This window comes from Proteus vulgaris (assembly GCF_033708015.1).
Lineage (GTDB): Bacteria > Pseudomonadota > Gammaproteobacteria > Enterobacterales > Enterobacteriaceae > Proteus.
In genome coordinates this window covers 3,151,344-3,172,603 of sequence record NZ_CP137920.1, presented here as the reverse complement: position 1 = coordinate 3,172,603, position 21,260 = coordinate 3,151,344, and the positions used below count along the sequence as shown (strand labels likewise).

General features: G+C 39.5%; 18 protein-coding genes. 4 read left to right on the top strand and 14 right to left on the bottom strand.

Annotation, left to right across the window (positions count from 1 at the left end):
* Positions 1-10 precede the first annotated feature (10 nt).
* Together SB028_RS15085 and tnpA are read right to left on the bottom strand one after the other, a co-directional pair.
* A complete protein-coding gene (locus SB028_RS15085) occupies positions 11-820 on the bottom strand; it encodes a TraB/GumN family protein (protein WP_069367343.1) in 810 nt (269 codons plus the stop codon).
* 153 nt (positions 821-973) lie between these two features.
* A complete protein-coding gene (tnpA, locus tag SB028_RS15080) occupies positions 974-1,399 on the bottom strand; it encodes an IS200/IS605 family transposase (RefSeq protein WP_318859658.1) in 426 nt (141 codons plus the stop codon).
* Positions 1,400-1,455: 56 nt separating this feature from the next.
* Between tnpA and SB028_RS15075 the strand changes: the two genes are divergently transcribed.
* Entirely contained in the window at positions 1,456-2,625 is a 1,170-nt protein-coding gene (locus tag SB028_RS15075) for an RNA-guided endonuclease TnpB family protein (RefSeq protein ID WP_318860131.1), read from the top strand.
* A 71-nt stretch (positions 2,626-2,696) separates the two neighbouring features.
* Here SB028_RS15075 and SB028_RS15070 read toward each other — a convergent pair whose 3' ends face one another.
* Positions 2,697-3,968 carry a YadA C-terminal domain-containing protein gene (locus tag SB028_RS15070; RefSeq protein ID WP_069368350.1) on the bottom strand — a complete coding sequence of 424 codons (1,272 nt, stop codon included), beginning with the start codon at positions 3,966-3,968 and terminating at the stop codon, positions 2,697-2,699.
* Between the two features lie 369 nt (positions 3,969-4,337).
* Entirely contained in the window at positions 4,338-7,280 is a 2,943-nt protein-coding gene (gene copA / locus SB028_RS15065; RefSeq protein ID WP_069368351.1) for a copper-exporting P-type ATPase CopA, read from the bottom strand.
* A gap of 132 nt (positions 7,281-7,412) precedes the next feature.
* Between copA and cueR the strand changes: the two genes are divergently transcribed.
* Positions 7,413-7,826, top strand: coding sequence for a Cu(I)-responsive transcriptional regulator (gene cueR, locus SB028_RS15060; RefSeq protein ID WP_069368352.1), 414 nt, complete (start codon positions 7,413-7,415; stop codon positions 7,824-7,826).
* On the opposite strand, the gene SB028_RS15055 is transcribed toward cueR, so the two are convergent.
* The 5 genes from SB028_RS15055 to tesA form a co-directional block, all read right to left on the bottom strand.
* On the bottom strand, positions 7,780-8,268 hold the full coding sequence (locus tag SB028_RS15055; protein WP_069368353.1) for an NfeD family protein: 489 nt from the start codon (positions 8,266-8,268) through the stop codon (positions 7,780-7,782). The two genes, cueR and SB028_RS15055, sit on opposite strands and share 47 nt — an antisense overlap.
* Positions 8,269-8,270: 2 nt before the next feature.
* On the bottom strand, positions 8,271-9,194 hold the full coding sequence (locus tag SB028_RS15050; RefSeq protein WP_006533996.1) for an SPFH domain-containing protein: 924 nt from the start codon (positions 9,192-9,194) through the stop codon (positions 8,271-8,273).
* 36 nt (positions 9,195-9,230) lie between these two features.
* On the bottom strand, positions 9,231-10,088 hold the full coding sequence (locus SB028_RS15045; RefSeq protein WP_069368354.1) for a co-chaperone YbbN: 858 nt from the start codon (positions 10,086-10,088) through the stop codon (positions 9,231-9,233).
* 84 nt (positions 10,089-10,172) lie between these two features.
* Positions 10,173-10,958, bottom strand: a complete 786-nt coding sequence (locus SB028_RS15040; protein ID WP_069368355.1) for an SDR family oxidoreductase — start codon at positions 10,956-10,958, stop codon at positions 10,173-10,175.
* Between the two features lie 50 nt (positions 10,959-11,008).
* Positions 11,009-11,638 carry a multifunctional acyl-CoA thioesterase I/protease I/lysophospholipase L1 gene (tesA, locus tag SB028_RS15035; RefSeq protein WP_069368381.1) on the bottom strand — a complete coding sequence of 210 codons (630 nt, stop codon included), beginning with the start codon at positions 11,636-11,638 and terminating at the stop codon, positions 11,009-11,011.
* Between tesA and ybbA the strand changes: the two genes are divergently transcribed.
* Both ybbA and ybbP read left to right on the top strand, forming a co-directional pair.
* Entirely contained in the window at positions 11,609-12,295 is a 687-nt protein-coding gene (ybbA, locus tag SB028_RS15030) for a putative ABC transporter ATP-binding protein YbbA (RefSeq protein WP_069368356.1), read from the top strand. The two genes, tesA and ybbA, sit on opposite strands and share 30 nt — an antisense overlap.
* A complete protein-coding gene (gene ybbP / locus SB028_RS15025) occupies positions 12,292-14,733 on the top strand; it encodes a putative ABC transporter permease subunit YbbP (RefSeq protein WP_069368357.1) in 2,442 nt (813 codons plus the stop codon). Before ybbA ends, ybbP begins: the two co-directional genes overlap by 4 nt.
* An 85-nt stretch (positions 14,734-14,818) precedes the next feature.
* On the opposite strand, the gene SB028_RS15020 is transcribed toward ybbP, so the two are convergent.
* The 5 genes from SB028_RS15020 to purE form a co-directional block, all read right to left on the bottom strand.
* Entirely contained in the window at positions 14,819-16,981 is a 2,163-nt protein-coding gene (locus tag SB028_RS15020; RefSeq protein ID WP_318859657.1) for an ornithine decarboxylase, read from the bottom strand.
* A gap of 177 nt (positions 16,982-17,158) precedes the next feature.
* Positions 17,159-18,184, bottom strand: coding sequence for a mechanosensitive ion channel family protein (locus tag SB028_RS15015; RefSeq protein WP_069368359.1), 1,026 nt, complete (start codon positions 18,182-18,184; stop codon positions 17,159-17,161).
* Positions 18,185-18,251: 67 nt separating this feature from the next.
* Positions 18,252-19,511, bottom strand: a complete 1,260-nt coding sequence (locus SB028_RS15010) for a CynX/NimT family MFS transporter (RefSeq protein ID WP_069368360.1) — start codon at positions 19,509-19,511, stop codon at positions 18,252-18,254.
* A 123-nt stretch (positions 19,512-19,634) separates the two neighbouring features.
* Positions 19,635-20,702 (bottom strand): 5-(carboxyamino)imidazole ribonucleotide synthase, encoded by a 1,068-nt coding sequence (gene purK / locus SB028_RS15005; RefSeq protein WP_069368361.1) that lies wholly within the window; start codon positions 20,700-20,702, stop codon positions 19,635-19,637.
* Positions 20,699-21,220: a 5-(carboxyamino)imidazole ribonucleotide mutase gene (gene purE / locus SB028_RS15000; RefSeq protein WP_069368362.1), complete on the bottom strand. Its 522-nt coding sequence runs from the start codon at positions 21,218-21,220 to the stop codon at positions 20,699-20,701. The genes purK and purE overlap by 4 nt, the downstream gene beginning before the upstream one ends.
* Positions 21,221-21,260: the final 40 nt, after the last annotated feature.

Genomic DNA, 21,260 nt, shown 5'->3' with positions numbered 1-21,260 from the left:
AACAATATCTTTATACTTGGTGCATCAATAAATCGATCAAATTCTCTTCACCAAATAAATGAAGGGCACCTACCGTGACAACATAACGGCCAGCGGGTAATTTTGATAATATATTTACCCATTTTTGATTACGACTTTCCATTAAAATATCAAATACTGCTTTACTAAAGGTATTCGGTAAAGGTGGTTGTTTTTCTCTACAATCATAATTTAACCACCAATTGATCATGATTTGCAATGTACGTGCGTTCTCGTGCCAATTTTTTAGTGTGTCTTCGAGTAATTGCTGACCATCATCAGGGAAATCTAATAATAATGCGACCTGACTCTCAATGCCTTCGAGTTCAATAATGCTTTTTTCGTATTCATTAGCATGTTGGATAACTTGATAATCAATACCATATTGAGGTTGTAATCCAAGTTGCATCGCTTGGGTAGATTGTAAAATTAAGGCGATTTGCCAAAGTGGCTTATTGTCGAGTTGATAAAGAAAAAGGGATAGATCTTCACAATGCTGTGTAACTTGCGAAAAAAGAGCGCTATTTAAGCGTGTTTCTAGTGACTCTCTAAAAAGGGATGCTTGATCAAAAGGTTGAACGTTTGTCGAGATATCAGCTTCAACTATAATCGCATCTGCATTTTTTATTTCGTTGATAAGTACATTGGAAAGTGGTGACATTGTGGGGATCCCCATATGGATACTCCCCACAAGGTGTAAAGAAACATGATTAGGTAGCGTAATATCAATAGCGGGGTAAGGGTAATGGACCGTATTTTTTATTCCTACCCAATGTTTGATTTTTTGAAAAATACCCGTCATTTTATCTGCTCCTTTTAGTGTCGGTCACTAAGTCTCAGCATAACGGATTTCTAATTGAATGAAACAGTGAAAACCAAGTATTTACTTAGCTAAAAACGCCGTAAACCCTCGCCCAGTGCGGGCGGGGATATAAAGCCCGCAGGGCTTTAAAGATCAATCAAGCGTTGACTGGCTCTGAACGTAGGCTCTGAGTGTTTCAATCGTTGCCCCTCCGGTGCTACAGACAAAGTACGACCTTGACCACAAAAGTCCCGTTTTACTTTGCGTCCGTAAATGTGTGTTTTGCTGGCGCAGCAGGCGCGACGATACTGATTTCAGATTGTTGACCATCACACTGACCGTCAGTTTTGGCGGGTAAGCAACCAGCAGATGCACATGGTCAGGCTCTCCGTCCATCTCAATAATTTCGCATTCAAGTTTTGCCGTAGCGGAGTCAAATGCATCACGCAGTTGAGCGATCATCTGTCCGTCAAATAGCTTACGTCGATACTTTGTCGTAAAGATCAGAGGCACGACCAGTTTACTGACACTGTGCCGCTTTCTGAGGGATCCCGCCAGTAAATCATCATGATTACTCAATTGATATATTGCCCTAATATGTTAAAATAAAAACATTATATCAATGAGCGCTGATGATGTTAAGAGCAACAAAAGTACGCATCTACCCAACACCAGAACAGGCTGAATATCTCAACGCTCAGTTCGGTGCGGTTCGTTTTGCGTACAACAAAGCGCTGCACATCAAGAAAGACGCTTACCAGCGGCACGGCGTAAATTTAAACCCGCGTAAAGACCTTAAACCGCTGCTTGCAGTGGCGAAAAAATCCCGCAGATATGGGTGGCTTAAAGAATATGACTCCATAGCATTGCAGCAGGCGGTGATTAACCTTGACGTGGCTTTCTCCAACTTTTTTAATCCGAAACTAAAAGCCCGTTTTCCCACGTTTAAAAGTAAGCATGGCAGACAATCTAGCTATCATTGTGTCGGGATCAAAGTCATTGATGGCGCGATAAAAATCCCGAAAATCGCACCGATTGAAGCGCGTTTACATCGTGAAATTACGGGGGCGCTGAAAAGTATCACACTGAGCCGCAGCGCAACCGGAAAATACTATGCGTCACTACTCTGTGATGACGGGGTAGAAGCACCGGCAAAGCCAACATTGATATCAAATATCACGGGGCTTGATGTGGGGCTGAGTCATTACGCCATCAAATCAGACGGCAATAAGATTGCTAATCCGCGCCACCTTATCAATGCCAGCCGTCACCTACGTCGAAAACAAAAAGCCTTATCTCGCAAGCAAAAAGGGAGTGCTAATCGCCGTAAAGCCCGAATACAGCTTGCAGGTGTACACGAACGGGTAGCCAATGCCCGTGCTGATTTTCAACACAAACTCTCTCGTGCAATTGTTGACGAAAACCAAGCGGTAATTGTCGAGACACTGAAATCGGCGAATATGATGAAAAACCACTGTCTGGCTCGCGCTATCGGTGATGCAGGCTGGCATGGTTTTATCACAAAGCTGGAATATAAAGCCGCAGAAAAAGGCGTCCATCTGGTAAAACTGGATCAATGGTTTGCCAGTTCGAAAACCTGTCATTGCTGCGGTCATAAAATGTCAGAAATGCCACTACATAAGCGTATCTGGCAATGCCCTGAATGTGGAGTTGAACATGACCGAGATATCAATGCGGCAATCAATATCCGACACAAGGGCATATTGGAATTACACGCGGCGGGACTCGTCGTTTCAGCCCATGGAGACCCGCGTAAATCCGTCGTACAGAGGGTTGCGGTCTGAGAAGTGGGAAGCCTCGCCGTTTACGGCGAGGAGCAGTCACCTTTCACTTTGTTTACTTTATCAAGTTAATGTTACCAACTGATCCCAACACCTCCTGCTGAAACAAAACTATTTGCGTTATTCCATGCGGTAGAAGCTCTTACTTTAATATTTTCATTAATACGATATTGCATACCCCAAGCAAGGGCTGTGGCATTACGATAATTACCGATGCCAATAGCCGTGCTAAATGTTGCTGAATCAGTAAAAGGCAAATGACTCATTGCCGCAACAGAAGCAATACCTTGGTTGGCACGTTTTTCAACTTTATAGAAACGATTATTTGTTTCATGTTTAAAGTGTTCAAAATCATTTCTAACCGAATTAATATTTTCTCTATTTAAAAAACTTTCCATATATAAAGAATTAAAATGACTTGTTAAGTTTTTAGATTCACCATTAACCTGAAAATCGTTAACTAAATATTTATCCACCAACTCTTTATTTTCATTGGTGATTTCTTTTACTTTATCAAGTGTTTCTTCTTGGTTATCTATATTTTTTCTATTTTTATTGGCTAATTCTTTTACTTCACCAAGTGTTTTTTCTTGAGTCGTTGTCTTTATTTTATTTTCATAAGCGCTTTTTGCAACTTGACCAATTGCTGTTGCTTGCGTATTTATCTCTTTTTTGTTTTCATTTATTGAGTGTTCTTTTTGAGATAAATCACTATGTATATTTTTAAACTTACCTTCAATTTCAGTTTCCACTTCAATAAGTACACCTTGTGAAACAGATGTAATCATTCGTAGGTCATGATCAATAACGTCAAATATTGATTTTGTTATTGTTTTATTGTTATAAATAATAAAAGTTTCATTTTCAGCACTGTTTTTAATTGTCCTTGATAAAGTTTTTAGATCGGTCAATAAGTCTTGTTTTGCTTGTGTATCAGGTGATTTTTTATTATTTAATCTTTTATATTCTTGATCTAATACTTTAGTAATTTCGTTTTTCTCTTTTTTTGAATAATTGGTTAGATCTATAGATCCTGTTTTTTTTATTAAATCTAGATCAGTTCTTTGGTTATTATTTCTTAAAGATTGGACTATCTCTTCGAATAAAGGTTTTGCAACAGTTACCTCCTCACCATTATCATTTGAAGAAATATAACTTCGATAATATGCGTCAATTCTCTCTTGTTGTTCATTTTTGAAATTTTCAAAACTACGCAAATATTTTTGATGTTTAATATATTTATCATTATCTGATTTAAAATATGTTTCTATTATTGAGTTATTAGAAAAAACATTTGTAGAATAAATTAGTGGTAACGAAACAATAAGTAACTTATTAACTTTCATTTTTAAATCCTTTTAAGGTATTAGCAATAGAAATATATAATAAGAATTATTTTGATTATAAACAATAATAAAAATTTCCCTTTTTTATTTTGTTCCTTTTTTATAAATATATATTTTTTATGTAGATTAATAAAATGAATGAAAGTTTAATAATATATTGCTATCCTAGCGTTAAGAGAGCGGAGTGATGACTCTCTTGTATAATGAGAAATTCCTCTTTGACTGGCCGATAGAAATATCGGCTTTTTTTTAACTTGTTGATAGTAATAGTAATCATTAAAGAAATGTTAAAATAAGATAATAAAAAACCTCTTTTACCGATCAGTAAAAGAGGTTCTAATATAATATATCTTAATAAATATTTAGGTGTTATTGCTTGGGTTTAAAACGTAATAAGCGGTTTGCGTTGCTTACAACCGTGATTGAAGACAGCGCCATTGCGGCACCTGCAACGACAGGGTTTAATAATGTACCTGTAAATGGGTATAAAATACCTGCTGCAATAGGAATACCTAAGCTGTTATAGATAAAGGCGCCGAATAAATTCTGTTTCATATTGCGTAGCGTACCTTTTGAGATCTCAAGCGCATCGGCAACACCATGCAAACTATGACGCATTAAGGTAATCGCGGCTGTTTCAATCGCAATATCACTACCGCCTCCCATGGCAATACCGACATCTGCTTTAGCTAATGCGGGAGCATCGTTAATACCATCCCCAATCATGGCAACACGACGACCTTCAGCTTGAAGTTCTGTAATGGCGTGTGCTTTACCTTCAGGCATGACGCCTGCAATAACCTGATCAATACCCGCTTCTTTTGCTATTGCATTTGCGGTAATTGGATTATCCCCCGTTAACATCACTAGACGATAACCTTGATGATGTAAACGTTGTAATGCACTTACGGTATCTTCACGGATTGGATCGCGAATAGAAAGTAATGCCGCAATTTTGCCGTTTTGCGCTAATAAAACCGGCGTTACCCCTTTGGAGGCTTGAGAATCAATTAATGAATTCACTTCACTAATATCAATACCCGATTCGACCATTAATTTAGGGTTACCTAAAAGTACCGTTTTACCATTAATTTCACCACTTAATCCCATACCTGCTAAGGTACGAAACTTGTTTACGTCAGGTAAATGAATGCCTTCAGCTCGTGTTAAAATAGCTTTGGCTAATGGGTGATTAGATCCTTTTTCCAAAGAAGCGGCTAAGGTAATCGCTAGAGTTTCATCTACTTGATTGAAAGTATGAATTTCAGTGACCTGAGGCATACCTTCTGTCAATGTACCGGTTTTATCAAAGACTAAAGTATCTAGCTTACTCGCTTGTTGTAGTGCATCTGCATCACGGACTAACACGCCGTATTCAGCCGCGCGACCTACACCTGAAATAATCGACATAGGCGTAGCTAAACCTAAAGCACAAGGGCATGCGATGATAAGAACGGTTGTGATAATGACCAGTGCATAGGTAATTTGTGGTGACGGGCCAAAGAAATACCAAATAGCACCTGCAATAAGCGCGATAACAACGACAACAGGTACAAATACGCCTGAAATTTTATCCGCTAATTGACCTATTTCGGGTTTACTACTTTGCGCTTGACGAACTAATTTAATAATACGTGCAAGTGTTGTTTTGCTTCCCACGGCTGCCGCTTTAAATAGCACTGAGCCATCCTGAACCGTTGTTCCCGCATGAATAGTGTCACCCACGGTTTTTTGCTGCGGAATTGGCTCACCTGTTAGCATTGCCTCATCCATCCACACTTCGCCTTGGATTATATCCCCATCCACCGGTACTTTATCACCCGTTGCTAAACGTAAAGTCATTCCTTGTTTAATATCCGCCAATGGCATTTCAACTTCACCGTTTTCAGTGATCACTCTTGCTGTTGGTGGCGTTAAATCTAATAGTCGTTCTAGTGCCTTAGATGAACGTTGACGCGCTCTTTGCTCAAGCATATGACCCAGATTGATTAAACCGATAATCATTGCACTGGCTTCATAATAGAGATGTCGAGCTTGAGCCGGGAACACTTCTGGCCATAAGTTCACGGTAATAGAATAGAGCCATGCTGCTCCTGTTCCTAATGCAACGAGGGTATCCATTGTTGCACTGCGGTTTTTTAAACTCTGCCATGCGCTACGATAGAAATGCCCACCCGCAACAACCATCACAAATAGCGTTACAATACCAATGCCTAACCAAATGCTATGATTGGCTTCTGTGAGCATCATATTGTCGCCAATCATTCCCCAAATCATTACAGGGATGCCAACAATTAAGGCTAATGTCGCTTGCCAGCGAAAACGTTTCATATTGGCAACAGCAACTTCTTGCTGACGTTCTCTGCGTTTTACATCATCTTGAATAATTTCAGCGCCATAACCCGCTTTTTCAATCGCAGTCACAAGAGCATCATGATCGATTTCACCGGTCACTAATGCACTGCGCTCAGCCAGATTTACACGCACATTTTCAACACCATCAACGGATTGTAATGCTTTGTGAACCTTGTTGACGCAACTTGCACAGGTCATGCCATCAATTAAAAGTTGAACACTACTGTCATCATCAACATCGATTTCAGCGCCATTATCAATATCAGTATTCTCAACTGGAATATCACAAATAGCCGCTGACGATGCTTCCAGTTGTGCATGCGTTTGCGTCAGCGGCTCAGTTTTTGGGAAATCAGTACCTGCGAGTTGTGCTTCAAAACCCGCGTCTTTAATGGCAGTAATTAAGGTTTCAGCGGTTGCGGAACCGGTTACTTTTGCGTGAGTTAATTCAACGTCAGCCGTTTCAACCCCTGCCGTATTTTCTAGCGCTTTTTTAACTGAACCGACACAGTGACCACAATTTAAACCCGATAGCGTTAACTGAATTGTGTTGTCTGTGGGCGCTAAGCTTGCTTGAAAGCCTTCAGCTGTTATCGCTGCAATTAAAGTATCCGCAGTCGCGTCACCAAAAATTTCGGCTGACTCTTTTGTCACATTAACGGCGGCAACACCTTCAACGGCTAATAATGCTTTTTCAGTTTTACCGACACATTTCATGCAGTTAAGCCCACTTAGGCTTAGTTTTACGTCGGGCAGTGTTGCAACACTTGCTTCATAACCTGCATCTTCAATTGTTTTGATTAAACTTTCAGCGGTTGCATCACTGTCAATTTTAGCGTATTGAATAGTTACAATTGCCTGCTCTATGTCATTGCGAGCATCAAGTGCTTTTTTTACACTATTAACACAATGGGAGCATGAAAGTCCTTTTAGTGCGAATATTATAGTTTTTGCCATGTTAATTATCTCCATCATAAAAGCGTTACCTCTATTATTGCGCAATATTCGGTAACTTGCTTTCTTTAAAGGTTTTTTCTTATCAGTGATAAAGGCTAAACCTTTCCGCGAGGGGAAGGTCAAGGGGGAATTTTGAATATTAGTGAAATAGCAACTAAAACAGGATTAACGGCTAAAGCTATTCGGTTTTATGAAGAAAAAGACTTGATAACCCCACCCAAAAGAGGTGAAAACGGCTATCGCTATTATCAAGCTCAACATATTGAAGAGTTAACTTTATTACGCCAAGCGAGAGAGGTTGGTTTTAGTTTAGAAGAGTGCAGGGCTTTATTGATGTTGTTAAGAGATCCTTCTCGTCATAGTTCTGACGTGAAAGAAGCCACCTTAAAAAAAGTGGCTGAAATCGAAAAAACAATTAATGAGCTTAATGCCATTCGCCAGCGATTACTTTTATTAGCTAGCGAATGTCCTGGTGATGATGGTGCTGATTGCCCAATCATCAATCATTTGTCAGGGTGTTGTCATCATCAGAAACAGTCGGTTTAAACGCAATCACTTGTAAGGTAATACCATCAATTGAGATTACTGTTACCTTATCGCCGGCAAGTAATGGCGTGTCTGAATAAACACGCCAACTGCCATCAGCTAATTTTACGCGACTAAAACCATTTTCAGTATCTGATAATAAAACAGCATGAACACCAATCAGTTGATGTGTTTTCTGATTTAAGTTTTCAGCTTCTTTTGATAGTTTTCTGCGTTTAAGCCAAAGGTGCCAAAGCACAGCACTAATAACCGTTAAGAGCGCAAATAAAACACCTTGAATAGGCCAGCTAATGGGTAATATCCATGTGATCAACGATACACACAGCGCCGCCATTCCTGACCATAAAAGGTATCCTGCTGTTCCTAACATTTCTGTAATTAACAGCAAGCCACCAAGACAAAGCCAGAAAAGTGCAGGTTGAGCACTAATCCATTCCATCATAATTAATTGCTCTTGTTGCCAGAGTCACTTTTTTTGGTATTAAGTAATTCAGAAATACCGCCAATCGCGCCCATGAGATTACTTGCTTCTAATGGCATCATAATCACTTTACTGTTATTAGCTGAGCCAATTTGAGATAGTGCATCAGTATATTTTTGTGCAACAAAGTAATTTATGGCTTGCATATCACCTTTTGCAATGGCCTCAGATACCATTTGTGTTGCCTTGGCTTCTGCTTCTGCAGCACGTTCACGAGCTTCTGCTTGTAAGAACGCAGATTGACGCTCACCTTCCGCCTTCAGTATTTGTCCTTGTTTTTCACCTTCAGCTTTTAAGATCGCCGCTTGACGAATACCTTCAGCTTCAAGAATATCAGCACGTTTAGTACGTTCTGCTTTCATCTGAGCATTCATTGCAGAAATTAATTCTTTTGGTGGACGGACATCACGAATTTCAATACGGGTAATTTTAATACCCCAAGGGTTTGTTGCATCATCAACAATTAGTAAAAGGCGGCTGTTAATTTGGTCACGTTGAGAAAGAATTTCATCAAGTTCCATTGAGCCTAATACGGTACGGATATTCGTTAATGTTAAGTTGATAATCGCAAGCTCAAGATTATTAACTTCATACGCCGCTTTTACAGGGTCAATGACTTGAATAAAGCAGACGGCATCAATGCTGACGTTGGCGTTATCACGAGAAATAACTTCTTGAGAAGGAATATCAAGTACTTGTTCCATCATATTGATACGGCGACCAATACGATCAACAAATGGCACGAGAATTTGAAGCCCTGGAGCCAAAGTACGAGTGTAACGACCAAAGCGTTCGACAGTCCACTGATAACCCTGTGGAACGGTTTTAACACCGCATAAAACTAAAATAATAGCGAATAAGATGATAATACCAATGACTATTTCCATATACCTGTCCTAAGTCTTCTTGATAAGATAATAAAATTAATAAAGTAAAGAATACACCATACGACGATATTTCGACGCCAAATTATCATTAGTTCCTAAGGCTGATAGAATATCCATCAGGGTTTTCTTAACTTGTCCATCACCTGCATTTAGATCTTTTTTGATAAAGCTAAATAGCAACGCTAACGCCTCTTCATTACGAGCAACTTCATGTAATTTTAGTGCAAGTTGAATGGCAAGATCGGTATTTTCAGGTTGTTGATTAAAATCATTCTGTAATTGTTGAATTTCAGGCGTATCAGCAGCCTGTTTTTGTAATTCAATTTGGGCTAACAAACTATGATAGTAACTGTCTTGATCTTGTAATGGGATAGTTATTAACAGAGTTTGAGCTTCTTCATTTTTATTTAAAGAAATTAAAGCCCCCGCCAGTGCGAGCGTAATTTCACTGTTTTTAGGTGCGAGTTGATGTGCTTCTTTGAGTAGAGGTAACGCTTCTTCGGCTTTTCCTTCAGAAAGTAATTGCGCCGCTTGCGCCGCTTTTAACTCTTCTGGTTTTGGTAATACATTGGCTAATACTTGGCGGATCGCTTCTTCAGGTTGAGGGCCTTGGAAACCATCAACTGGGCGACCTTCTTGTAAAATATAAACAGTTGGAATAGCACGTAGTCCAAATTGTGAGGCTATCATTTGTTCAACATCACAATCCAATTTTGCCAAAATAAATTGATCAGCAAATTCGGCTGCCAGTTTATCTAATGTTGCGCCAAGCTCTGCACAATGAGGGCTACGTTCTGAATAGAAATACATCATAACTGGTTTAGTCATGGATTGTTCTATAATTTGTTGAATATTTGATTCATTTACATCAACAATATGTGCAGTTGCTAACATTAATTTTTCCCTTTTTGAGAGTTTTAAATATAGATGCGATTTATAACGCTATTTCATTAATAAGTAAGGGTGAAATCGCAAAAATCAAGCCTTGCCGCTCTGGCGACTGAGAATAGCATCCATTAACGCATCAGGTAGAAAACGTTTTAGTATTCTGACGGCGTAAGTTAATAAGGTTACGGGATAACGTATCTTAGGTTTTGGGCTTTCTAAAGCATGAATAAGCTTTTTCACGACATCTTCAGGTGTTAATGTGAAACGACTCGCAATCCCAGGGTTTTTTACCGGCTTATCTTTTTCAGCTTGAGCGACATTTTCAGTAAAACAAGTTCGTATTGGACCTGGCTCTATTAAACTGACTTTAACACCGGTATGCGCTATTTCCATTCTTAGCGCATCTGACCACGCCTCTACGGCATATTTACTGGCAGCGTAAGCGCCTCGACCAGATGTTGAAATAATCCCCATTACAGAACTCGTTTGAATAATTCTTCCTTCACCATGAGGTAACATTGCAGGTAGAAGTAATGTAGTAAGCTGATGTAAACCAAAAAAGTTAGTAGAAAACTGTTTTTCCATTTGTTGACGAGTAATGGCATCTAATGAGCCATAAACACCAAATCCACCATTATTAAATAATCCATATAAACGACCGTTTGTTAGCTGAATAACTTCTAGAGCCGCATTTTCAACGCTTTTGGGATCATCAAGGTCAAGATGGATTGGTTCTAATCCCAGTGTTTCCATGCGTTCAAGGTCTTCACCTTTACGGCAAGCAGCAAGAACGCGATAGCCTCTTTTCTTTAGTGCTTTTGCTGCACAGAGTCCTATCCCACTGGAACTTCCTGTAATCAATACCGTTTTTTGCATAATTTTACAATTAATCTCGTTTAATCTACGTCAACTACTGTCAGAATAGTCTAACGTGTTAAGTAAGGGGATAATGTTTCATCCATCCACTGCGCAATAAAAGGTTGAGCATCTTCATTGGGGTGTATGCTGTCATTTTGCATCCACTCAGGTTTATCAGCGACTTGCTCCATATAAAAAGGGAGCAGAGGAAGCGCATTATCTTCAGCGAGCTTTGGATAGATTGCTGAAAATGATTGTGTATAACGTTTACCGTAATTAGGTGAAATCATTATTTGCATAAAAAGTGGCGTTGCGCCGGCATCTTTTACTTGTGTAATGATGTTTTGTAATGCCTCTTTTGTTTGTGCAACAGGGTATCCTTGTAAGCCATCATTTGCACCTAATTCAATTAAAACCCAACGTGGTTGATGTTGTTTTAATAAATCAGGAAGCCTATTTTGTCCCTGAAAGGCCGTTTCACCACTAATACTTGCATTGATAACATTAATGTCAGGGTGGGTTGTTTTCCATTTATCAGCAAGGCGTTGTGGCCATGCACTTTCAATTGGAAGACGATATCCTGCACTCAAGCTGTCACCAAAGATTAGAAAGGTATCAGCAGCAATCGCCTTAAAGCTAAACATCATCATAACGATAAGGAAAAATGTATGTCGACGGAAAAGGTTCTTGAAGTTCATCAGTTAACCAAACAAGTAGGAGAAGGTGATAGTCAGATCTCTATATTGCAGGGTGTTGAGCTAGTTGTCGAGTCTGCACAAACAATTGCGTTAATCGGTGAGTCAGGATCGGGCAAATCGACCCTATTAGGTATCATTGCTGGATTAGATGATGGTAGCTCTGGCAGTGTGCATTTAATGGGGAAAGAACTCACTCAAATGAATGAAGAAGAACGCGCCAAGTTGCGAGCCCAACATGTCGGGTTTGTTTTTCAATCATTTATGCTGATCCCAACATTGAATGCACTCGAAAATGTGCAGTTGCCCGCATTATTAAAAGGTGAGTCAGAAAAACACAGTCATGCACGTGCTGTTGATTTGCTGAAGCTGTTAGGATTAGGCGAACGTTTATATCATATGCCAGCACAACTTTCTGGCGGTGAGCAACAACGCGTTGCATTAGCAAGAGCATTTTGTACTCAGCCGGCTATTCTTTTTGCTGATGAGCCAACGGGAAACCTTGATCGTAAGACGGGTGATAAAATTGCAGATTTGTTGTTCTCGCTTAACCGAGATTATGCAACAACATTGATTTTAGTGACTCATGACAATGAGCTAGCCGCTCGTTGCCAAAGACGATTACGATTAGTCGATGGACAACTTAAGGAGGAGTCATGATTTGGCGTTGGTTTTGGCGTGAATGGCGTTCTCCTGCATTATTAATTGTTTGGCTTTCTTTAGCGCTAGCAGTTGCTTGTGTGCTTGCTTTAGGGCGTATAGGCGATCGCATTGATAAAAGCATTTACGCTCAAAGTCGTGATTTAATTGCTGGCGATTTAGTTTTACGGGCATCTTATCCCGTTGATGAAAACTGGCTTATAGCGGCGAAAAAAGAAGGGTTAACGCTCAGTCGCCAAATGCAATTTACTACGATGTCTTATGCTCCTGAAGGCGATATACCACAGCTTGCATTGGTAAAAGCTGCGGATAAATTATATCCACTGTATGGTGAATTAGAAACAGAGCCAGCAGGGCTAAAACCTGAAAAAGGAACGGCACTTGTTGGTGCCAGATTACTTGAATTACTTGATATAAAAGTCGGCGATAAGATTGATGTAGGCGATGCCTCATTTACGATTAGTGGTGTGTTAATTCAAGAGCCCGATAGTGGATTTAATCCGTTTCAAATTGCACCCCGTATTTTAATTAGTCTTGATGATGTTGAAGCAACAGGTGCGGTGCAACCCGGAAGTCGCCTGACATATCGCTATATGTTTGCAGGTAACGAGTCCGTTATTGATCGTTATCAGCAACGTTTCGACCCACTATTAAAACCCGATCAGCGTTGGAATAGTTTAAAACAAGATAGTGGAGCACTTTCACAATCCATGGAACGTGCGAAAAATTTTCTTTTGCTTTCAGCGCTATTGACGCTATTGCTTGCTATATCGGCAGTTGCTGTTTCAATGGCTCATTATTGCCGTAGTCGCCATACCTTAATTGCAGTACTAAAAACGTTGGGGGCAGATAAACGTGCATTGAGAAAATGGATCGTTGGGCAATGGGGGGTGATCCTTATTGGTGCTATTGTTGTTGGCTCATTAGTAGGGCTTATTTTTGAGGCAATACTGCTACAAATTTTAGCGCCAGTTTTACCTAAAAGTTTGCCTGAAGCGAGCTTTTTGCCATGGATATGGTCTGTGGGCTCTTTGTTGTTAATCGCTTTATTAACAGGATTAAGACCTTACTATCAATTAATGGCAACACAACCTTCTCGCGTATTAAGAAGTGATACTACGGCGCCTATATGGCCTCTTCGTTATTATTTACCAATAGTAGGCTTAATTATTGTTGGCGCTTTAACGCTTTTTGCAGGAACAGGCGTCTTACTTTGGTCAATTCTATTTGGTGTTATTGTTATTGCTTTTTTACTCGGAATAATTGGCTGGTTAGGATTATGGGTATTAAAACAGTTTACATTTCGCCAACTTAGTGCGCGCTTAGCCGTCACTCGTTTATTACGACAGCCTTTTCAAACGATGACTCAGCTTGCAGCCTTCGCGCTCTCATTTATGTTGTTAACGCTTTTAGTCCTTATTCAAGGTGATTTACTTGATAAATGGCAAAAGCAATTACCCGCAGATAGTCCGAACTATTTTCTAATCAATATGTCTGCGCCTCAAGTTCAAGAAATTAATACTTTATTGGCAAAACATGATGTTGAACCAATGGATGCATTCCCGGTGGTATTAGCACGTTTAACTCAAATTAATGAGCATAATGCTAAAGAGTGGGCTGATAAACGTGATGCAGGTAATAACACCGTTCGTCGAGAGCTTAACTTAACGTGGCATAGCGAATTGCCAAAAGATAACGTGATTATTGAGGGCACATGGCCTCCTATGGGGAATGGCGTTTCTCTTGATCAAGGCGTTGCTGAAAAACTCGATATTAAGTTGGGTGATGAATTAACATTTGTCGGTGATACTCGTGAATTTAAGTCCATTGTTACTAGTATTCGCCATGTCGATTGGGAGAATATGCGCCCTAATTTCTTCTTTATTTTCTCTGAAGAAGGGTTAAGTAATCAGCCAGAAAAATGGATGAGTAGTTTTTATTACAATGGCGAGGGCGCATTAATTACTGCGCTCAATCGTCAATTTCCAACCGTAAGTGTGTTAGATACAGGTGCATTAATTCAGCAAGTTCAGCAGATCTTACAGCAAGTCAGTCGAGCTTTGGAGATTATGGTTGGATTGGTCATGCTCTGTGGTGCTTTATTGCTAGTTGCTCAAATTCAGGTAGGAATGACACAACGACGCATTGAGTTAGTCGTGTATCGAACATTAGGTGCAGGTAAATCATTATTAAGACGGACTCTTTGGGCTGAATTTGCATTATTAGGTTTAATGGCGGGATTAGCTGCGGCGATTGGCGCTGAAGTCGCATTAAGTTTATTACAAATATCGGTGTTTAATTTCCCTTGGCAACCGCAATGGGGAATGTGGATCACCGTACCTATTGTTGCGGCATTATTGCTTTCATTATGTGGTAGTATCTTAGGCGTCAGACTGTTGCAAGATAAAGGGCAATATCGACGAATTCAAGGCGAATAATGAAAATAAATAAGGCGAATAAATAGCGTTAAATAAAAATGCTGATATTATTAAAATATCAGCATTTTTTTGTGTGAAAAGATAATTATTCTTTTATCACATAAGCATAAATTTGCTTACTGCCATCCCCTTCATCATAAATATAAACCCCCTGAAGCTCAGTTGAAAAGCCTGGAAGCTGATTAATTGTGACTTCAAGTGCCTGAAAATAACGTAAAACAGCACCCCCCCAAATTTCGCCAGGTACAGCACATAAAACACCTGGTGGATAAGGTAAGGCACCTTCAGCGGCAATTCGGCCGGCTAATTTATTTAAAGGTAACAATTCAACATTACCACGAACAAACTCAATATTAGCTTGTTGCGGGCTTAGTGCTCGCTTAGGAAAATGATTTTTTCTAAACATCTGTTTTTGCAGTAACTTGATATTGTACGTGACACAAATATCATGCATTTCCTGACAGAGTTGACGCAATGTATAACCCTGATAACGAGATTGATAGCGACGGCAAACAGAAGGTAATATTTGTTCTAATAACACATCTTCCACTAAGTATTTTTCAAATTGAACAATCAAAGAAATTAAGCGATCAAACTTCGCTTGATGCTCTGCGGGTGTTAGCAAAAATAAGATTGAATTGAGATCGCTTTTTTCAGGGATAACACCGTGTTCACGTAGATAATTTGCCAAAATAGATGCTGGTACACCAAAAGATCCATATTCTCCTGTATGAGGGTCGATCCCTGGCGTTGTAAGCATTAATTTGCAAGGATCAACAAAGTATTGATTGGTGGTGTAACCTTCAAATGAGTGCCAATTATCATTAGGAATAAAATTGAAAAAACGCTGATCGCGAGCGATTTCATCTGTATCGTGATCTTGCCAAGCAAGTCCATCAACCATTTCAGGAATAAATGGCTTAATAAACTGGCACTGTTTTAGTAATGACTTGCGGGCTTCAATGCCTTGCTTTACGCAACTCATCCACATTGCTTCACCACTTTTGCCAGAATGCATTTTGGCATTGACATCAAGAGCTGCAAAAAGAGGGTAAAACGGGCTGGTGGATGCATGCATCATAAAAGCATTATTCATACGTTTATGATTAACATAACGTGATTGCCCTTTCAGGTGAGCATCTTTTTTATGTATCTGTGAGGTTTGTGAAAATCCCGCTAATTGTTTATGAACGGATTGAGTAACGAGAATACCAGGATCGTCTTTATTAAGCGTTAATAATAAAGGCGAACATTGTTTCATCATGGGAATGAATTGTTCATAACCCACCCATGCAGAATCAAATAAAATATAATCACAAAGATGGCCAATTTTATCGACCACTTGCCTTGCGTTGTAAATCGTACCGTCATAAGTGCCTAGTTGAATAACGGCTAAACGGAAAGGACGTTTATCGAATTGACGTTCTGGGATAATTTCGGCAATTTGTTGGCGTAAATAGTGTTCTTCAAAGCAATGAGCATCAATACCACCGATAAAGCCAAAAGGATTACGAGCCGTCTCTAAATAAACAGGTGTTGCTCCTGCTTGAATGAGTGCGCCATGATGATTGGATTTATGGTTATTTCTATCAAATAACACTAAATCATTTGGCGCCAATAAGGCATTTAAGGCAACTTTATTAGATGAGGATGTTCCATTTAAAACAAAATAGGTTTTATCGGCATTAAACACTTGCGCGGCAAAAGTTTGAGCATCATAAGGCGCACCTTCATGAATAAGCAAATCCCCCATTCCCACATCAGCATTACAAAGATCAGAGCGGAATAGATTCTCACCAAAATATTGATAAAACTGCTCACCAGCAGGATGACGACGGAAAAATTCTCCGCCTTGATGACCAGGACAATCAAAAGCGATATTCTTTTCGGCAACATAATTCACTAAACGTGAAAAAAAGGGGGTGGTCAGATCCTCTTCATATTGCTGTGCTGCTTTATTAATTAACGCACTATTTTTTTGATGTGCTTTTTTATCCGTAATTACAACCCCTGAAACTTGATTGAGCAATTCAGCACTGATTGCATCATTAAGATTAACAGCAATAAATACGGGGAGTTGAAAGCCTGTTTGATGAATGCGATCTAATTCGCCCGACTCAATATCTGATAATGACAACACGACTGCTGATACTTGCGCTAAATTTGCATCAACAATATCAACGATCGGACGTTCACAATAAAAATAGTGTGAAAGAGTAGGGTGACACGCCAACTTCATTTTTTTCATTATGCTCGTGTTTTTATCAATAGAATAATTGGCGAACAATATACTTGGTTGTGGATGTGATTGAAATAAATTAAAAGAAAAATGGCGTTCTATGCATTTAAATCGCATAAAATACCATTTTAATCAATGAGTCAATGGAGAATTTATATGGAAATAAACGTATCCACTTTCTATCTATTATTGGGCAATGGGAGCAGACTTCTCGAGATAAACCGTTTGAGATGGAAAAGCAAAATCAGCGCCATGTTTATGCACAATTTCAATTATCTTTAAATAGACTTCTTGCTGAGCTTCAAGCCACTGTGCCCATACCGTTGTTTTAGTAAAACAATACACCATGATATTGAGTGAAGAGTCTGTAAATTGATTAAAATAGACTAATAATGTTTGTTGTGTATCGATTTTGTCATTTTGCATTAGCATGGTGCGAATATCTTCAACGATAACACCTATTTTATCTGAATCTTCATAACGCAAGCCAAGTTCAGTTTGGATCCGCCTATTTGTCATTCTTCCTGGATTTTCCACACTAATTGAGGAAAAAATGGAGTTGGGAATATAAAGTGGTCGGTGATCAAACGTAATGATTTTGGTAATGCGCCAACCAATTTCGACTACAGTGCCTTCAATATTACGGTCTGGAGAACGTACCCAATCACCAATATTAAAAGGACGATCAAAATAGAGCATCACACCAGAGAATAGATTACTTAATACATCTTTACTTGCCATACCAATGGCGATCCCACCTAATCCTCCGAATGTCATTAAGCCGGATAAGCTCATACCAAAATGCTCACCAAACAATAAAACGATAATGACAAATAACGTGATTTTGAATATGCGAGAAATAATGCGAGCAGAAGTCGGATCACTGCCTTTTTTAATTTGAGCATCTTCTAGCCGATTAATGAGTAAGAAAAATTTTCTCATTAAAATTAATGCAATGCCGATATAGGTGAAAAAATTAATCATCCTAAATGAGATAAAATGGAGATTAAAATCGACCACGGCCATTTCACAATATTGGCTTAAGATAAACACTAGACTACAAAGCAAGATAGCTTGGCTGATATGAACAATAATATTTCTATGGCGTTTTTTCTTTTTGTCATGAAAAAGAGATACGATGACAAAACCAACAAAACAGGCTAAAGCGATGCCAATACCTATTGAGTATTTTATTATTAATGCATCATTCATCAGTTTCATGTCTCCTTAGAAAATGCGTTTTTATAATACGAAACTCGCTATCTTGCTTATTTCATGGTTATTTTTCTTGCTCACTCGCATGCTGAAATTTAGGATAAACTGGCGGTTTCATAAATAGAGTGACCGCTAAAATGAATAAAACAGGTAGGGTTAAAATCAAGAATGCGGGGGTAAAACTACCTGATATATCTTTGATGGCTCCTGCAAAGAAGGGGGCTAAACAAGCCAGTGTTGAAATTAAATTCATCACTGAAAATAGTTCAAGGTAAGGGGTGCGACCAAAATAGTTAGCAAGCAATATACTTGATGCTAAGAATGTCATGCCATACCCGATACCGACACAAACCGTAAATAAGATCAGGTAAATCCAAGAATTAGCCATACTTAGTGCAAGTAACCCAATGATTATAATACTTAAGCTTGCGATAAGTAATTTTTTAGGTTCTAACCATTCACCAATTGCGCCACCCGCTAATCGAGAGAAAGCATTGATAAATGCCATGCTACTTAATAGTGTCGCGGCAATAGTTTCGCCAAAACCATTCTCAATAATATGTGCAACAGCAAAGCTATTAACCGTGATCCCACACCATAAAAAAGCGGTGTAAGTCGCAGCAATAACATAAAATTGCCATGTTCTTAAAGCATGACGAGCTGTCCAAATTTCTTTGGTTTGATAAATACGTTTTTTGGTTTGAAGTTGGCTAATTTTTTTTGCGTGCTCTTGCTCTTTATTACCTTCGCGTAAAAATAAAATGGTAAGAAGAGTAACAACAGTGAGTGTGAGTGCTGAAATAAGCCAGTGCATTCGCCATGTATGCCATAAATGAGTTGCTAAAAAGTAGATCCAAGGTCCAGCAACACCACCTAATCCACCAATGGTAAAGTAGACACCAAAAGCAAAAGACTGTTTTTCAAATAAGCGAGAAATCACATAAGTACCAGGCACAGTAGCCAGTAGTGTAAAACCAACACCTAACAGTGCCGTACCCAAAAAATAACGCGCAATAGTGTATGTTTCATAAAGAAAATAGAAACCACTGACAAAAATGATTAACCCTATAAGTAATGTAAGACGAACACTTAATTTACGGATCAGTAATGTAGGTAAAAAACTCGCAAGACCGCAGGTTAATCCTAATAACGTAAAGCCAAGGCCAGCTTGAGTCCAGTTCCACCCTAGCTCGTTTATCATACTAGGAAGAACAACACCTAAAGAGGTAAATGTGGTAGCGGTAGCTAAAAAATACACAAAGCCCAATAATATCAGCATACTCCACTGATAAACGGGCCCAAAAACTTGTTGCGTGACTTGCATCCTGACTCCATCGAATGGGTGCAGTAACCTGAATAATCAGGAGAAAATAGCGAATAACAGACCTATTTATTTAAGGTCTGTTCGTTTAAAGGCTATTATTCTCTAACTTTATGAGTCGGACTGCTAGCTTAATTTTTCTAAAGCCCATTCGATAGGGTACTGATAGGCATCATCAAGCATTGCACTTAATAATTCGAGTGTTTCTTTCAGTGGTTGATTATCGCGATGTACAAGATTGAGATGACCCACTTTGCGCACAGGACGAACCTCTTTTTCATACCAATGTAAATGAACTAATGGCAATGAAAGCCATTGAGGATTGACATTAGTACCAATCAAATTAACCATTACTGCTGGTTGGCAAACCTCAGGTTTGGGCATCGGTAAATCTAAAATTGCACGTAGGTGTAACTCAAACTGACTAATTGAAGCCCCATTTTGTGTCCAATGACCACTGTTATGAACACGAGGGGCTAATTCGTTGATAAGTAATTTATTGCCAACGATAAAGCATTCCATCGCCATTACACCAACATAGTTGAGCTTATTAAGGATCGCGGTCAGCATTTTTTCTGCTAACAGTTGTTGTTCTGACGATGGGGTTGGTAATGCAACACTCATGCGTAAAATGCCATCTTGGTGAAGATTGTGAGTTAAAGGGTAGAAAACGCAGTTCCCACGACAATCTCTTGCTCCCACTAATGACACTTCACCTGAAAAGGGAATACCCTGCTCGACAATACATTCACCATAAATCTCAGCCGGTAATTGCTGTTCTTCGCCCGGATGAATGCGCCATTGACCGCGCCCGTCATAACCACCCACACGGCGCTTTACAATAATAAAATCACCCAGTTGTGCGAAAATATCAGGCCATTGTGTTGGTGACGTTAATGGTTGCCAAGCTGCCGTGGCCAAACCTAGTTCATCGATAAGTTGTTTCTGAGGCAATCTATCAGCAAGTAATGGAAAAATATCACGGTTTACAAAGTTAGTATGACGTTCTAATTCTTTGGTCAGAGGGGTTTCAGGCCAGCGTTCAATTTCCGCCGTGATGATACTTTTTTGATAGGGAACGGCTTCTGGCTCTGCATCTAATCCTACGGGATAAACCGCAATTCCTAAAGGCTCACCCGCTTGTCTTAGCATTCGCCCTAATTGACCATTTCCAAGCACACAAACTGGTTTCATAGTGCCTCCCTTGGATCTGGGTTATTTAATACATCGTCAGTTTGTGCGGTACGCCATGCAGTTAATGCTTCAAAAATAGTTGGAGAGTGTAACGCTAAAATTTGAGCGGCTAATAAAGCCGCATTGGCAGCGCCAGCTTTACCAATCGCTAATGTTCCCACCGGAATGCCTTTTGGCATTTGTACAATAGAATAAAGGCTATCAATACCGCTTAATGCTGCACTTTGAACAGGAACACCTAATACAGGAACGAGCGTTTTTGCTGCGAGCATACCCGGTAAATGGGCTGCACCGCCGGCTCCTGCAATAATGACCTCAAAACCATTATCTTTTGCCTGTTCTGCAAAGCTAAATAGCTTATCAGGGGTACGATGGGCTGAGACAATCTCAACATGATAAGGAAGTTGTAGAGCGTCTAGTACATCGGCGGCATGAGACATTGTTGCCCAGTCGCTTTTAGAGCCCATTACAATAGCGATACGAGCGGAAGAGGTATTTAGACCAACTTGAGAAGACATTACTTAACTGCTCCTGTAAGCATAAACGGATATAGCCTAA